This window comes from Lactobacillus amylolyticus (genome assembly GCF_003999355.1).
GTDB classification, from domain to species: domain Bacteria; phylum Bacillota; class Bacilli; order Lactobacillales; family Lactobacillaceae; genus Lactobacillus; species Lactobacillus amylolyticus.
In genome coordinates this window covers 605,751-620,887 of sequence record NZ_CP031835.1, presented here as the reverse complement: position 1 = coordinate 620,887, position 15,137 = coordinate 605,751, and the positions used below count along the sequence as shown (strand labels likewise).

Genomic DNA, 15,137 nt, shown 5'->3' with positions numbered 1-15,137 from the left:
ACAGTTTCGGTATTGTCATTATCATTTTGCTTGTTTTAATCATTTTGATCATCGTTTGAATTTGTTGGTAAAACTGGTTGTGCAGCTTCAGTGTAGTTTTGAGTACCATCACTAGTTTGAGTCATGTTAATAGTAGTGTCAGTACCATTCAAGAAGTTAATGTAACCTGCTTCTACAGCGTTACCACTGTCTTGTCTGCCTGATGGATATGAAGTTGCACCAGCGTCAGTGATGACGTTAGTACCTTCAAAGTTAAGAGTATAATATTCGCCCAACTTTTGACTTAAACCAGCAGCAATAATGTTTTTGGCGTCGGAAATTACTGGACGGCCTGAAGCATCAGCAGTCACACCATTAAAGGTAACTACATCGTTCTTTTGGTTATCAGAATCTACGTCAGCAAAACTGATTAAACCAAATGTACCAGCTTCAGTTGTACTTGTTGAACCTGTGCCGTCCTTAGAAACACCCTTCATCTTTACATCTTCAAAGGTAATGTTTCAAGCTGATCCATTCTTTTGGTTAGCATCTTCAAACATTAACGAGTAGTGCCCGAAGTCAATGGTGTTGCCGTTACCATTAATCGTAACAGTACGAGCGATATTCTTATCACTTAAAGTAAGGCAACCGTTATAACCAAGTGATTGACCACCCAAGTTACCAGTAACAGTAATGTCACTAGTTACATTAATAGTACCAACGTTAACATCTTCCAAAGCACTAACAAATCCAGCCCAATCACTAACATTTGAAGTTTGAGTTGCAGTTGAAGTGGTTGTTGCAGCCTTCACAGCACTTGCTGCCAAAGTATTAGCAGAAGTAGCTGCAGTAAGTGACTTAGTTGATACCAGTTGCTTTCAATTGATCAATTGAATCACTAATGCCGTTAACTTTGTTTTGTGATTGTTGATCACTTATTGCTTGTACAGTTTCGCTACTGAACTCATCGCTAGCAGCTTTTTCACTTTCTTGATTGGTATTGTCAGAAGAAGCATTTTGTTCGGCAGCTTGAGCCTTCTGTCCACCATTCATAAAGAAGGTGAAACCGATCAAAACTGATGCAGCACCTACTGTAAATTTACGAATAGAGAAACGTTCTTGCTTAGGTTCCATCTTCCGAACCCGTTCCTTAAAATTATTCTTTGACATACGTCTACAACCTCTCTCTTATTAAGATACTCTGTTTTCGCAATTGAAATTAATCTCTACAAAACTTCAATTGTTTGTTTACACTGATAAATATAACATCTGTTTTTTAATTTGTAACTTGCTTTTTGGCCCATTATCAAATTCTAGGCCTTTGTTATTAATCCGAATCCATGCCTTATCTAGCAAGCTTTTAAAGATTTTGCAAAAAAATTAATTTTAAAAAATTTAATATTTTTTGGGCTATTTTATTATAGGCATCCCTCATATATACTTTCATATTGCAAATGCACGATAATCTGTAAATAAAGAAAAGAAGCACTACCATTTCTGATAACACTTCTTTTTGTTTTTATTCTGTTAGTTCTTACTTATCTTTGATTTTCTTCGCAATCTGCATCCCCGCTTGCCGACCAAAAATCACCGTTTCCGCAATCGAGTTGCCGCCGATCCGGTTATTGCCGTGCAGGCCGCCGGATACTTCGCCAGCAGCGTACAAGCCTGGGATCACATTGCCGTTACCGTCCAAGACTTCAGTCTCAGGCGTGATATGAATGCCGCCCATCGTATAGTGAATAGCTGGATGAATGTGAATAGCAAAGTATGGCGCTTTTTCAATGCCGCGTTCCATCCCGGTTGTTCTGCCGTATTCACTGTCTTCTTGGTCAGCTACTGCCTTATTCCATTGAGCGATAGTTTCTGCTAGGTTCTCAGCATTAACGCCAATCTTTTCAGCTAATTCCTTCAAGCTGGCTCCATGTTCAACCAGGCCTACTGAATCATAGAATTCAATTGCCTTGAAGTGATCGCGAATTCCTTGATCCAAAATCAAGTAGGCTCCGTCTTCATTAAGACCAGTAATGGCATTTGACACAATCTTACGGGTATTCAATTCATTGACAAAACGCTTGCCCGCCTTGTTAACCAAAATCGCACCTTCGCCGCGGACACCTTCACCAATCAAGAAAGTATGATCATGATCAGTCTGCGCGGTTGGGTGAACCTGTATGAAGTTCATCTGTATGAGTTGGGCACCAATAGCTTCAGCCAATTTCAAACCATCACCTGTTGCGCCAGGTTGGTTGGTGGTCTTGTAGCCTGCCAAATCTGGCCGATATTTCTTGATGATTCCTTTTGAAGCACCGAAGCCGCCGGAAGCAAGCAATACTGCCTTAGCGTGAATCGTCTTCTTGCCTTCAGCAGTTGCAGCTTCCACGCCCGTGATCTTGCCATCTTCTTTGAGCAATTTTTCTACCTTAGTTTGGTTAAAAACAGGAATCTGTTCTTGTTCGCATTGCTTAAGCAAGCCGGTTACCAGATAGCCGCCAACCGGAGCCATCGAAGCTGGCCGGTGAGCCCGTTTTTTGCTCATCCCACCGGTAATGGTTAAATCTGACAAATCAATACCGTGTTCTTTCAACCAAGAAATAGCAATAGCAGCATGATCCACGAAGTAGCGCAGCATGTCGCGGTCATTGAGCAGACCGCCGCCTTTTAAGGTTTCCCGATAAAAGTCTTCCTTATTATCGATAATGCCATGCTGCAATTGAACCAAACTTTCTGCGGCATTCATCCCGCTAGAAGCCCGGTTGGTGTTGCCGCCCAAGCCCTTATTTTTTTCAAGGACGGCAACCTTAAGACCTAATTCGTGTGCCTGCAAAGCCGCGGTTAAGCCGGTACCGCCCGCACCTACGATAACAGCATCATATTCATCTGCTAATTCACTTGTTTGATTGGGAGTAAAAATATATTTGTCCATTTTCTAACCTATTCTTCCGGTTCATGCTTGTCGACATTCGTCATTTGCATGTAGTCCATCCATTTATCATATTGTTCTTCCGTAACCTTGCCGCTCTTAAGCGCAGCCTCACGCAAAGTCGTACCTTCTCTTTGAGCTGCTTGCGCAATTTTAGCGGCTGCATGGTAGCCAATATGTGGTGAAAGCGCGGTAACCGTCATGAGTGAATTATCAAGCAATTCGTTCATTCTGTCTTTGTTGACAGTCAAGCCATGAATCATTCTGTCGGCAAAGCCGGTAATAACACCCGTTAAAATATTGCATGAGTCAAGGAAGCTAGCGATCATCACCGTCTTAAAGACATTCAATTCAAAGTTTCCTTGAGAAGATGCGAAAGTAATGGTGGTATCGTTGCCGAATACTTTGGCACAAGCCATCGTCACTGCTTCAGCCTGAGTTGGATTTACCTTGCCCGGCATAATCGATGAGCCGGGTTCATTAGCCGGAATATTGAGCTCGCCATAGCCAGCCCGCGGACCAGAAGCGAGCATTCTAATATCTTGGGCAATCTTGAACATGTCAGAAGCTAATGTCTTAAGGGCACCATGAACCACGTTCAAGCCGGAGTGGTGAGCTAGACCCCAGAATTTGTTCGTTTCCACGATAAACTTATGACCATAAACTTCAGATAATTTGCCCGCAATCTTTTCAGTCATCCCTGGTGCAGCATTAAGGCCAGTACCAACAGCGGTACCACCAATTGCCAATTCATATAAGGTAGGCTTCAAGCTTTGGATGTAGGACAAATCATGCTTTAAAGCTGAAATGTAGCCGGAAAGCTCTTGGCCAAAAGTTAAAGGCGTAGCATCTTGCAAGTGAGTCCGGCCAATTTTAACCGTCTTCCAGTACTTCTTTTCCTTAACGACCAATTCATCAATTAAGTGCTGAATCGCAGGCTCCAATTGATCAAGTGCCTCGATGGCTACGATATTCATGACTGTTGGATAAGTATCGTTGGAAGATTGGCCACGGTTAACGTCATCATTTGGCAAAATGCCCAAGCCTGGATGCAATTTATTAGCTAAATTGGCAACGACTTCGTTAACGTTCATGTTGCTTTGCGTTCCTGATCCGGTTTGGAGCACGTGCAATGGGAAGTCCTTGCGCAAATCTTCATCGCTTAATGCTAAAAGATGATCAATTGCGTCCTCGATAGCAGCACCCTTTTCTTGAGTTTCATCCCCAACTTCAACGTTGGATTCAGCAGCTGCCTTCTTCAAGTGCAAGAATGCACGGATAATTGCCAATGGCATTAACTCGCCACTAGGGAAATTGTTGCGGCTGCGTTCTGTTTGTGGGCCCCACAAAGCATCTTTAGGAATCTTTACTGGGCCAATTGTGTCACTTTCAATACGATAATTTTCTTCAGTCATATTGAGTCTCCTTACTATGCAATAAATAAGAATTTATCTTCATTGTTATAGTACCTGTAAAGGGCTTTAATTTCCATTCTTTTTGCAATAAAAAAGCAGCAGTTTTTACTCAACTGCTGCTAAATTAACTTATTAGCGATTTTGATGATTTAATTTCTTAGCGAAGAAGTCGCCGACCACTTGAACGATAAAGATCAAGATGATAACAAAAATAGTGGCTACCCAAGTTACATCATTGTTGAAACGGTTATAACCGTATGAAATAGCGGTATTACCCAAACCGCCGGCACCGATGGCACCAGCCATTGCAGTCAAGCCGATTAGCGAAATGACAGTTACGGTAGAAACGCGGATCAATTCAGAACGAGATTCACGCAAGTAGACATCGAAGATGATATCACGGGTGGTTGCGCCCAAACTTTGCGCAGCCTCAATCTTGCCTGAGTCGACACTTTCCAAAGCAACTTGCACTTGACGGGCGTAGAATGGAAAAACACCTAAAGTCAATGGTACCAAAGCTGCCTTCATTCCGATTTGCGTACCAACGATTTTTTGCGTCACCGGAGCGATAAAGGCCAATAAAATAATGAACGGAATGGCTCTGAAGATGGAAACGATCTTGTCACAGACGTTGTACCAGAACCTGTTGGGATGGATGCCGTCTTCTTTGGTTAAAACGAGCAGAACGCCAAAGATAATTCCGAGGATTCCGCCAAAAATGGCTGACCAGAAGGTCATAAACAAAGTTTGAAAAATACTGGTACCCCAGCCGGCGTCTCCGACCCAGCCAAGTTGGTAGACATTTGGTAAAACTTTTGCTATCCAATTAATCATATAAATTCCCCTTTTCATCCAATCTTGTCAAAGTTACGTCTTGCTTCTCCAAGAATTCTCTAGCTTGCTTCTGCTTTTCTGGATCGCCTTTTACTGAAACAACCAAGGTTCCGATTGGCTCATCATTCAATAATTCCACGTTGCCGTAAAGCATAGAAGCTTCTGCGCCGGTTTCGCGATAAAGTTCAACGATAATCGATTTGGTAACGTTGGCAACGCTGTAGACCAGTTGGTAAACTGCTTCATCAGGCCCAAGCTTGCCTAAGCTAAGTGAAGACAAAGTTGAAATGGCTTCAAGTGAACCACCAACAAAGCGTTTGGTAAGCTCCTTCTTTGGGTGCAAGAAGACTTGCTTCAAATTGCCATTTTCAATTACTTGACCATTCTCCATGACAGCAACCTTGGTAGCGATTTTCTTAACGGCATCCATTTCGTGCGTGATCAAAATAACCGTCAAGCCCAATTTCTTGTTCAACCTCTTCAACAAGTCCAAAATTTGCTGCGTATTTTGCGGGTCCAAAGCACTCGTTGCTTCATCAGAAATCAAAATGTCAGGTTCATTGGCCAAAGCACGGGCGATGGCGACACGCTGCTGCTGACCACCGGAAAGCTCAACCGGATAGAAGTTGGCCTTGTCCTTTAAGTCAACCAAATCAAGCAATTCAAGGGATTTTTTCTCTAATTCTTCATCGGACAGCTTAGAGTGTTTCAAAGCAAAAGCGACATTTTCAAGGACAGTTGTTTCATTTAATAGGTTGAAATTCTGGAAGATCATGCCGATCTTTCTGCGAGCCAGTTGCAAATCCTTGTTGGAAATAACCTGCTTGCCATCCTTAATGAAGTCCTTGCCATCGACCTTAATGTTCCCAGCCGTTGGTTTTTGCAATAAATTGATCGTTCTCACTAAGGTTGATTTACCAGCACCGGAGAAACCGACGATGCCGTAGATATCGCCCTTTTCGACATTCAGACTGACGTCATGAACTGCCCGAACGGTTTTACCCTTTTTTTGCGGAAAATCTACATTAATATGTTCTAATTCAATAATGCCCATTCGTCTGTCCTCCTACTTCAACTTAACGTCCCAAGCTGCAATTTCAGTGTTGCCGTAGTACTTCTTGATTAACTTCTTAGTTTCTGCGGTTTGGTAAGCCTTAACAACTTCTTGGTAAATCTTCTTGTTCTGTTGACCCTTCTTGCAGCAGATGATGTTGATCCATTGCTTAGAATCCTTGTTGATTGGTTCGATATAGATTGCTTGCTTATCAGTCAAACCAGCCGCGCTAGCATAGTCGTTGTTGACAACGGCTGCGTCTACCGAAGAAAGAACACGGCCGGTTTGTTCGGCAGCTACTTCCTTAATCTTGTAGTTGTTAGGATTGTCAGTGATATCGGCTACAGTTACCAAAGTCTTGCCAGAACGCAATTTAATCAAACCGGCATTCTTTAATACGAAGAGCGCTCTTGATTCATTAGTTGCGTCATTTGGAATAGCAATTGTGGCACCATCAGGCAAATCACTCAGCTTCTTGTACTTCTTTGAGTAAAGACGAATTGGAGCAATGTAGGTTCTACCGATTGCTACAATGCCGCCGCCATTTGACTTATTCCAAGACTTCAAAAATGCGTAGTGCTGAAAGGCATTCAAGTCAATATCGCCTGACTTCAAAGCTTTGTTTGGCTGGTTGTAGTCAGTAAAGTTCTTGGTTTTAATCGTAATGCCATATTTTTCTTTGGCGGTCTTAGCAATGCTCTTCCAAATTGCTTCATCACCTTTGCTTTCGCCGACAACCCCGACGGTAACAACTTTGGAATTATTGCTTCCGAAGTTGAGGCCTGGTCCAAAACTAAACCAGCCGGCTACTAAAATTACCAGGACAATAATTGACCAAACAATCGTATTTCTGCGTCTTCTTCTCATTTGTATTCCCCCTTTTGGCAATGAAAAAAGCACTCATCCCATTGAAAAGGACGAGTGCTTCGTTTTACCACCTTTAATTCGTCTACCCGCTCACGCGGATAAACCTCATTAGCTGTCAAGAAACAGCTTGCAATGTTAACGGATGCAAACCCGTTATCAGCTAAATATCACTGATAATCATCATTCCAAGCCCATGTTCACTATGCCTTATTGACTGACTCTCACCAACTGTCAGTTCTCTTTAACAATAAAAACGATAGCTACTCTGCTTTTCAAGATGTTTTTTTAATTCGTTGTTAATAATCTATCATCTGATTTTCAGATTGTCAAATAATTTTTTAATTATTTTTTCTGCCACGCTGATAAGCTTCGTGCAGGTCAGCAAAAGTCATGTTTTTGCCTTTTTGATCAAACACGACCAGCACTTCGGCAATCCCATCTGAAATATGCGACATCCATCTAAAGACCGTGACCGCAGCAAAGAACAAAACGAGCAAAACAAAGATTGATCTTGTCCGCAGTATGGTTAATGAGAACAAGCCATGCAAGAAAATGATGGATAAAATCACGCCGATGATTGAGACTGCCATGACGGCTGCTCGGAATTTTTTTCAATGGTGCGGAAATGTGATACATAACCATGATGCCGACCAATATCAGCAGCATAGTTGCCGTGGTCCCTACTTGATCATGATCTAAATTGATGAAGGAACCGGCAATTACCAAAATGCCTACGGCCAGCCAATCGGTTAGACCACCTGAAAAGGCTTTTGCCAGCAGATTGGGAATGAATTTGCCGCGGATGCGCTGCTCATTTTCTTCAAGTGCAAGCAGGAATGAAGGCAGACCGATCGTAAAAGCGGAAATCATCGTAATTTGTGAAGGCTGAAGCGGATAGTTGATGGTCATGACCAAAGCAAAAATTGCCATCAGAAATGAGAAAATATTTTTAACCAAAAACAGACTGGCTGAACGCTGGACATTGTTGACCACGCGGCGTCCTTCATTGACCACTTCTGGCATTCTGGCAAAATTTGAATCCAGCAGAACCACTTGCGAAGCTTGAACCGCAGCGGAATTGCCTGAAGCCATGGCAATGGAACAATCAGCTTTTTTCATTGCCAAAATATCGTTGACCCCATCACCCGTCATGGCAACAGTATTGCCCTGCTTTTGCAGTGCCTCAACGAATTTTCGCTTTTGCGCAGGTTTAACACGGCCAAAGACATTGTAGTTTTTAACCACTTCCTCATAGCCGCCTTCTTGAATCGTCTGCGCGTCAAGATATTTATCTGCCCCGCTAATTTCGGCTTGATTAGCGACGCGGGCTACCGTGATTGGGTTGTCACCGGAAATAACCTTGATATCCACGCCCTGCTTGGCAAAATACTGGAAGGTGGATTTGGCTTCTTTTCTAATCGGATTGGTCAGTAGAATATAGCCCAAAGGCGTCACCGCTTCAGTTAGGGCAGAATTGTCCTCGCTCAAGACTTTTGGATATTCCGCTACGATCAAAACCCGGTAGCCTTCATTGGCAAAGTTTTCAAATTCATCTTTGTATTCGGCGAACTGATCGCGCAGTACCATTTCCGGCGCGCCAATAATTAAAGTTTTACTATCAAAAACTACAGCCGAAAACTTGTTAACTGAGGTGAAGGGAACAATTTGCGTCGCCTCGCACACGCCATTTTGAAAAAGTCATGGATAGCCTTCATCGTGGAATTATCTGCGGGCATGTTTTTGGCAAAATCAGCAATCTCTTGGTGGAGCTAGTCTTAACTCAATGCAGGACTGGCCTTTGAAACGATGGCTTTTTCAACGCCCATCTTCGGCTCGGTAATGGTCCCGGTTTTATCGACGCAAAGGACATTGACATGCGCCAAAGCTTCGATGCTCTTCATATCGTGCAGCATGACCTGCTGGCGGGCAAGCACGGTTGCGGAAAGAGCCAATCTGATCGTCCACCGCCCTGTTGACTTTGCCAGACTGGACGCGCTGCTTGACCTCTTCGTGCGTCAGACCATTTAAACTAGTTTGCTTTTCGTCCATAAATTTTCCCTCACCTAAAAATCTATGCATATATTATAACTTATACTAAAAGAATCCTGCAAAAATGCAGGATTCTTTACTTTCTTTTATAAGTCAGAAAATCATAGGCAAACTTGTTGCGTTCATCTGGCTCATGCTGCTCTTTTTTAATAATTTTAAAGTCTGAATAATCGATCTCGGGCATGTAGGTATCAACCTCAAACCTGTGATGAATGACAGTTTTTTCAAGCACATCGACCTGTTTCTCCAGCAGTTTAAAAATTGAGACGCCACCGATGGCTTTAATATCATCTGCCTGATGAGCAGCCAGATATTTTAATAGGTCTTGCTCATTCAAGAAGACTGAAACTTGCGGATTGTCCACGTACTTTTTTTGAAAATCGATATTATGCGTTAACACCAAATGCTGCCTTTTAGGCAATAGGTGCGGCAAGCTGGCAAAAGTCTTTCTTCCCATTAAAACGGGATGACCCAGTGTTTTTTCTTTAAAATGCTTCATGTCAGCCGGCAGATGCCAAGGCAAATGTCCTTGATAGCCGATGCCATGCTGCTCATCTTCAGCCCATACAAACGTAATCATAATTTACCTCTATACTGCGACTGGCGCCTTAATGGTGCCGTGGTGCTTGTAGTCTAAGACCTTGATATCAGACATCTCGAAATCTTCGATCTTCTTTTTGTCAGGATTGAGCCACAATTGCGGCGAATCATAAGGCTTTCTGCTTAGCAATTCTTCAACTTGCTTGAAGTGGTTGCGGTAAATATGCGCATCCCCCAAAGTATGAATGAATTCGCCGACCTCTAAGCCAGTTTCGCGGGCAATCATATTCAAAAGCAGCGAATAGCTGGCAATGTTGAACGGAACGCCTAAAAACATGTCGCCGCTTCGTTGATAAAGCTGCACGCTCAACTTGCCGTCAGCAATATAAAATTGAAACATTACGTGGCAAGGTGGAAGCGCACTGTTTGGCACGTCTTCTGGATTCCATGCCGTTACAATCATGCGGCGTGAATCCGGCGTATGCTTAATTTGTTCAATGACATTATGAATTTGATCGATAAAGCCATTGCCATCGCGCTTCTCCCAGTGACGCCATTGTGCACCGTAAACGTCGCCCAAGTTGCCGTATTTTTTGGCAAAATCTTCGTCATCGAGGATGCGCTGATCGAATCTTTTCATCTCTTCTTGATAAATCTTGTTGAAGTCAGGATCGCTCTGGCAGCGCAAACCAAAATCAGCCATATCAGGACCTTGATATTCATCTGAGTTAACCCAGTTCTTAAAGGCCCATTCATCCCAAATATGGTTTTTATGCTGCAGCAAGAAGCGAATGTTGGTGTCTCCTCTTAAGAACCACAAAAGCTCGCTTTTAATCAGGCCAAAAGGAACTCTCTTGGTTGTTAATAAAGGAAAGCCCTTTGAGAGATCAAAACGCATTTGTGCACCAAAAAGACTCTTGGTGCCGGTACCAGTCCGGTCACTCTTATCATGGCCTTCTGTCATGATTTTTTGTAGCAGATCCAAATATGGTTGTTCCAAAATTGCCATTTTTATTCCCCTTTTAAAAAAACAATCATGTTTAGACTACCATATATATGATTTTTTACAAAGATAAACTCAATATTTTGTGGTTTTTCTATTATGGCGAACTAAATAGGCAATCGTAGCCGCAATCAAAACCAAGGCGCCAACGATAACCGAAATTCTAGTGTCAGGATTAATGAACATGAAAATGACGATTACCAAAAGCATGACAAAGGCAAAATAATTAGAGAATGGATAAAGCGGCAGCTTAAAGGGATGCTTTTTAAGAATATCCGGATTGTTTTTCCGAAAACGCAATTCCGCCAGCAAAATCACGAACCATGGGATCATTCCCGGCAGAACTGAGGAACTGAAGACAACCACGAACAGATCGGACGCGGAGTGATTAAAGTTAGAAGCAATCACGTTGAGGATAAAACCGACGAAAATTCCAGTTGAGATACCCATGATTGCACGGTCAGGCACGATTCTCTTGGAAATATGCTTGAACATCTTTGGCGCATCCCCGTCATGCGAAAGCTTGAACAGCATCCGACTCGATGAATAGATGCCGGAATTGGCTCCTGACAACGCCGCGGTTAAAACAACGAAATTGATGATGCTGGCTGCTGCTGTAATGCCCACCTTAGCAAAGGTCGTAACAAACGGTGAACCCAGCGAATCCAACTTATTCCATGGATAGATAGTGACAATTACGAAAATCGCACCAACGTAGAAAATCAAAATTCTTAGAAGTACTGATTTAACGCTTTTAGCAATCGCTTCTTTCGGGTTGGCTACTTCCCCTGCAGAAATTCCGAGCAATTCGATTCCTTCATATGAACCGACAATGATCGACATGGAGAAGAAGAAGCCTTTCACTCCGCCGGTAAAGAAGCCACCGTGAGCCCACAAGTTGGAAAAGCCAGTTGGATGACCGCTGTTGCCCACACCGAAGAAGATAACGATAAAGCCGAGGATGATCATCAAAATAATGGTGATGACTTTGATCATGGCAAACCAAAATTCAAGTGAGGCATAGGCTTTGGCGGATGCCAGGTTGGCTAAAAGCAAAAAAGCAATGATGATAATGCCTGACCACAGAACGCTGATGTGTGGCCACCAGTATTTCAAATATTCAGTCGCGGCAACGACTTCGGACATGCCAACCACGATATATTCGAAGACATTCGCCCATTCCGCTAGATAGCCGGCCAAGGGATGCACGTATTCGGTTGCATAATCGGCAAAGGAGCCAGTACCGGGATTGACGTACAGCATTTCACCCAGAGCACGCATGACGATGTACAAAATGAGGCCGACAAACATGTAAGCCAGCAAAACCGAAGGCCCAGTCCATTTAATCGTTGAGCTTGACCCCATAAACAAACCAACCCCGATGGCACCGCCAAGAGAGATCATTTCCATTTGTCCCGCAGACATAGTTCTTTTCAGCTGGGGAGCATTATGCTTTTCATGAGTCATAATTTTCACCGTTATTCTCTAATTCAACAGAAGTGAATATACCAAAAGGGGTTGGAACACACGCTCCAATCTCTCATTTCGTTTTAATTTTATGACATTGTTTTATATATGGCAATCACAATTTTTTCTTCTATATTGATTGGTAAATATTTATAAGCAATTATTTTAGGATTTTATTTTACCTATTTTGAAAAGATTGCTATAATAATTTTGTTTTGGAGAGTTGGCAGAGTGGTAATGCACCGGACTCGAAATCCGGCGAACCAGGTTTATCCCTGGCGCGCAGGTTCAAATCCTGTACTCTCCTCCAATTAAGTGAAATGACCGTCCCACAAGGGATGGTCATTTTTGCGTTAGAAAGAAATTTCTTAAAATTCCATAAATCTGGCTGCACGTCTTGATTCCCTATATCCAAAAAGGTAAACTTTCACTATTATTAGAAATTATAATGATTTAGTGTACATGAAAAGAGATATAGCATATGTGCACATCAATCGTTTTTAGTCCTAAGGATCACTAATTTGGTCGCAACCTCGACCTTGAAATTTCATTTGGTCAAGAAGTTGTAATTACCCCACGCAATTACAATTTCAAATACCGCAAAATGCCTGATATGAAGCAGCATTATGCCTTAATCGGAATCGCCTTAGTAGCTGATGAATATCCACTCTACTTCGACGCCGCCAATGAAAAAGGCTTGGGCATGGCCGGCCTGAACTATCCTGACAACTTCAAAGCCTTTGATGTTCAAGAAGGAAAAGACAACGTTACCCCATTTGAATTTATTCCATGGGTTTTAGGTCAATGTGCCAGCGTTGATGAAGCTAAAAAGCTTTTGACCAACAACCCACAATTCCTTAAGCAACTGACCAACCTTGACAATTACGCTAGTCTTTCACCAGCTATGCCAGTCAATACTTTTTCAAAAGAAGTCAACTTCAATGGCTACAGCCGTGGTCTTAGCTCACACAACTTGCCAGGCGGCATGGACTCAGAATCTCGCTTCGTCAGAGTAGCCTTCAATAAATTCAACGCTCCTAAACATAACAGCGAAGAAGAAAATGTTGATACCTACTTCCATATTTTGCATTCTGTTGAACAACAAAAAGGCTTGGATGAAGTAGCACCAAACCAATTTGAATACACTATTTATTCAGATGATACCAACTTGGATACCGGTGCCTTCTACTACACCAGCTACAACAACAAGCGCATCACCAAGGTTGATCTGCACAAAGAAAACTTGGATAGCGATAAGTTAATCACTTACCCAATCAACGATAAAATTGTCTTCGATGAGGAAAATTAATTCTTAAGTTTTATTCAAATTCCGCGACTTATTTTAAATTCCTGTTAGAATAACAGTTGAATGAATTTTGCTTAAATTAGGGAACGAAAAGAAAGAATGGATAAAATTATTGTTTCATTGGTATCAGCACTTATCTTGCTGATATTAATTTTCAATATTAAAACCTCACGACGCTTCAATCTTTTTGACCACTGGCTTCACCACAAATTAGTGAAGCAGCGAGATGGTTTTAAATGGCAGATCATTGCGTTTTTGAACGATCCAAAATTAATGGTGGTCTGGGCTGTCCTATTGGCCAGCGCTTTAATTAACGAAAATCACTATACAACTGCCCTTTGGGTTTTAGGTACCCTTGGCATTACTGATTTGCTCGGAATTTTGTTAAAGCATTCCATCAAGCGTCGGCGACCAATTATGGCATCCGATTTGGATGATGGCTACAGCTTTCCAAGCGGGCACGTGCTTGGAGCAACAACCATGGTGTTGATTTTGCTGCAGCTGTTTGGCAAAGATTTTGGTTTAGGATTTGCCCTGATTTTATTGGGGATTTGGGTGATGGTCGTCATCTCTCGGTTGAGTTTAAAAGCGCACTACCCTTCCGATATTTTAGGAGCAACTAGCCTGGCGGTCTTTTGCTTTGGAATTGCTCAACAGATTTTTGCCATTATTTAAATATCTAGAAAAAACAAAAAAGGATTAGCAAACAAATTGCTAATCCTTTTTTGTTAGTAATTTTATTTTTCATTAAAGCCGACCATCAAGCCGCCCTTTTCAGCATAAAAGCTGCACAGTCCGTGCATTGGTCTCAAAGTAATGTCTGCATCCGGAAATGCGGCCAAAATCTCGTCTTTCAATTTTTCTGCCTCGTCTTCATTTTGACAGTAGTCGATGATGACTTGTCCGCCTTGATAATTCAGCTTTTTCATTTCCTTGACCATTTCCAAGTTGACCCGCTTCATGCCACGCAATTTTGCCAATGGTTCAAGCTTGCCTTCCTTGCTGGCAGTTCCAATCAACTTAATATGAAGCATTTTGGCAACTTTTGCTAAGGCTGGAGAAACCCGTCCATTCAAAGACAAGTTGTGCAGCGACTGCAAAGCAAACAATAGGTGTGTCTGCGTCCGCATTTTGGCAATGGCCGCATCGACATCTACCCAGCGAACATTGTTTTTAAGGATTTTTTCGATTCCCTGCAAAACAATTTCCATTTCTGGTCCGGCACTACGCGTATCAACGACAATAATTTCACTCTTGGGATTTTTTTCCAAGTACATGTCTTTTGCCTGCAAAGCAGAAGAATAAGTGCCGCTCAACTGACTGGTCATGGTAACAATGATTGCTTTTTCACTACCTTCTAAAGCTTCAAGCCATTCTTTAATGCTAGGACATGAAGTTTTGCCAGCGACATTGTTTTCATCCATTTTTTGCAAGTAGTCTTGCATATCCAAGTCTTCATTATCTAAATAGTCTTTTCCGCCAAATGAAATAGTCAACGGCACCACAATTAAATTGCGTTTTGAATCCGTTAAGTCATTTGAGCTAGAATCGATGATTAATCTAATTTCACTCATATTTTGTTTTTTCCTCGTAAATATCTTTTTCTTCTATATTTTTAATTATATCGTAAAGCTTAAAAAGATTTAATCTCCCTTTAGGAAAAATTAAAATGTAAAGCGCTTTCATATGTTTACACAATC

The 15,137-nt window shown here is 42.1% G+C and carries 13 protein-coding genes, 1 tRNA gene, 2 pseudogenes and 1 other annotated feature; of the genes and pseudogenes, 3 read left to right on the top strand and 13 right to left on the bottom strand.

Annotation, left to right across the window (positions count from 1 at the left end):
- Window positions 1-35 precede the first annotated feature (35 nt).
- The 12 genes and pseudogenes from D0Z64_RS03180 to D0Z64_RS03125 form a co-directional block, all read right to left on the bottom strand.
- The gene (locus D0Z64_RS03180) at window positions 36-476 is read right to left on the bottom strand and encodes a hypothetical protein (protein WP_127345583.1); all 441 of its coding nucleotides are present in this window, start codon (window positions 474-476) and stop codon (window positions 36-38) included.
- Between the two features lie 24 nt (window positions 477-500).
- Window positions 501-791, bottom strand: coding sequence for a pectate lyase-like adhesive domain-containing protein (locus tag D0Z64_RS03175; RefSeq protein ID WP_080881352.1), 291 nt, complete (start codon window positions 789-791; stop codon window positions 501-503).
- Window positions 792-837: 46 nt separating this feature from the next.
- Window positions 838-1,149, bottom strand: coding sequence for a YSIRK-type signal peptide-containing protein (locus D0Z64_RS03170; protein WP_080881351.1), 312 nt, complete (start codon window positions 1,147-1,149; stop codon window positions 838-840).
- Window positions 1,150-1,513: 364 nt separating this feature from the next.
- Window positions 1,514-2,905, bottom strand: a complete 1,392-nt coding sequence (locus D0Z64_RS03165; RefSeq protein ID WP_080881350.1) for a flavocytochrome c — start codon at window positions 2,903-2,905, stop codon at window positions 1,514-1,516.
- Between the two features lie 8 nt (window positions 2,906-2,913).
- Window positions 2,914-4,317, bottom strand: a complete 1,404-nt coding sequence (locus D0Z64_RS03160; protein WP_127345582.1) for a class II fumarate hydratase — start codon at window positions 4,315-4,317, stop codon at window positions 2,914-2,916.
- A gap of 132 nt (window positions 4,318-4,449) precedes the next feature.
- Window positions 4,450-5,151, bottom strand: coding sequence for a methionine ABC transporter permease (locus D0Z64_RS03155; protein ID WP_080881348.1), 702 nt, complete (start codon window positions 5,149-5,151; stop codon window positions 4,450-4,452).
- A complete protein-coding gene (locus D0Z64_RS03150; RefSeq protein WP_080881347.1) occupies window positions 5,144-6,205 on the bottom strand; it encodes a methionine ABC transporter ATP-binding protein in 1,062 nt (353 codons plus the stop codon). Before D0Z64_RS03150 ends, D0Z64_RS03155 begins: the two co-directional genes overlap by 8 nt.
- A 12-nt stretch (window positions 6,206-6,217) precedes the next feature.
- Window positions 6,218-7,072, bottom strand: a complete 855-nt coding sequence (locus D0Z64_RS03145; protein WP_127345581.1) for a MetQ/NlpA family ABC transporter substrate-binding protein — start codon at window positions 7,070-7,072, stop codon at window positions 6,218-6,220.
- A 43-nt stretch (window positions 7,073-7,115) separates the two neighbouring features.
- Window positions 7,116-7,357, bottom strand: a binding site (T-box leader).
- A gap of 53 nt (window positions 7,358-7,410) precedes the next feature.
- Window positions 7,411-9,033 (bottom strand): annotated as a pseudogene (locus tag D0Z64_RS03140) (HAD-IC family P-type ATPase); the annotation flags it as partial.
- A gap of 164 nt (window positions 9,034-9,197) precedes the next feature.
- Window positions 9,198-9,701, bottom strand: coding sequence for a dihydrofolate reductase (locus tag D0Z64_RS03135; protein WP_006352319.1), 504 nt, complete (start codon window positions 9,699-9,701; stop codon window positions 9,198-9,200).
- A 9-nt stretch (window positions 9,702-9,710) separates the two neighbouring features.
- The gene (locus tag D0Z64_RS03130; RefSeq protein WP_080881345.1) at window positions 9,711-10,670 is read right to left on the bottom strand and encodes a thymidylate synthase; all 960 of its coding nucleotides are present in this window, start codon (window positions 10,668-10,670) and stop codon (window positions 9,711-9,713) included.
- A 69-nt stretch (window positions 10,671-10,739) separates the two neighbouring features.
- Entirely contained in the window at window positions 10,740-12,131 is a 1,392-nt protein-coding gene (locus tag D0Z64_RS03125; RefSeq protein ID WP_080881892.1) for an amino acid permease, read from the bottom strand.
- Window positions 12,132-12,348: 217 nt separating this feature from the next.
- Between D0Z64_RS03125 and D0Z64_RS03120 the strand changes: the two genes are divergently transcribed.
- The 3 genes and pseudogenes from D0Z64_RS03120 (at window position 12,349) to D0Z64_RS03110 (ending at window position 14,112) form a co-directional block, all read left to right on the top strand.
- Window positions 12,349-12,441 (top strand) — tRNA-Ser (locus tag D0Z64_RS03120).
- A gap of 171 nt (window positions 12,442-12,612) precedes the next feature.
- Window positions 12,613-13,440: pseudogene (locus tag D0Z64_RS03115) on the top strand (linear amide C-N hydrolase).
- A gap of 96 nt (window positions 13,441-13,536) precedes the next feature.
- On the top strand, window positions 13,537-14,112 hold the full coding sequence (locus tag D0Z64_RS03110; protein WP_006352315.1) for a phosphatase PAP2 family protein: 576 nt from the start codon (window positions 13,537-13,539) through the stop codon (window positions 14,110-14,112).
- Window positions 14,113-14,174: 62 nt separating this feature from the next.
- Here the strand turns inward: D0Z64_RS03110 and D0Z64_RS03105 are convergent, their stop codons facing one another.
- Window positions 14,175-15,011 carry a DegV family protein gene (locus D0Z64_RS03105; protein ID WP_080881344.1) on the bottom strand — a complete coding sequence of 279 codons (837 nt, stop codon included), beginning with the start codon at window positions 15,009-15,011 and terminating at the stop codon, window positions 14,175-14,177.
- Window positions 15,012-15,137: the final 126 nt, after the last annotated feature.

Bases quoted from the DNA above. Each gene is read 5' to 3' on its own strand.
- D0Z64_RS03180 (WP_127345583.1), bottom strand. From the start codon at position 476: ATGAAGGGTGTTTCTAAGGACGGCACAGGTTCAACAAGTACAACTGAA.
- D0Z64_RS03170 (WP_080881351.1), bottom strand. From the start codon at position 1,149: ATGTCAAAGAATAATTTTAAGGAACGGGTTCGGAAGATGGAACCTAAG.
- D0Z64_RS03165 (WP_080881350.1), bottom strand. From the start codon at position 2,905: ATGGACAAATATATTTTTACTCCCAATCAAACAAGTGAATTAGCAGAT.
- D0Z64_RS03160 (WP_127345582.1), bottom strand. From the start codon at position 4,317: ATGACTGAAGAAAATTATCGTATTGAAAGTGACACAATTGGCCCAGTA.
- D0Z64_RS03155 (WP_080881348.1), bottom strand. From the start codon at position 5,151: ATGATTAATTGGATAGCAAAAGTTTTACCAAATGTCTACCAACTTGGC.
- D0Z64_RS03150 (WP_080881347.1), bottom strand. From the start codon at position 6,205: ATGGGCATTATTGAATTAGAACATATTAATGTAGATTTTCCGCAAAAA.
- D0Z64_RS03145 (WP_127345581.1), bottom strand. From the start codon at position 7,072: ATGAGAAGAAGACGCAGAAATACGATTGTTTGGTCAATTATTGTCCTG.
- D0Z64_RS03135 (WP_006352319.1), bottom strand. From the start codon at position 9,701: ATGATTACGTTTGTATGGGCTGAAGATGAGCAGCATGGCATCGGCTAT.
- D0Z64_RS03130 (WP_080881345.1), bottom strand. From the start codon at position 10,670: ATGGCAATTTTGGAACAACCATATTTGGATCTGCTACAAAAAATCATG.
- D0Z64_RS03125 (WP_080881892.1), bottom strand. From the start codon at position 12,131: ATGACTCATGAAAAGCATAATGCTCCCCAGCTGAAAAGAACTATGTCT.
- D0Z64_RS03110 (WP_006352315.1), top strand. From the start codon at position 13,537: ATGGATAAAATTATTGTTTCATTGGTATCAGCACTTATCTTGCTGATA.
- D0Z64_RS03105 (WP_080881344.1), bottom strand. From the start codon at position 15,011: ATGAGTGAAATTAGATTAATCATCGATTCTAGCTCAAATGACTTAACG.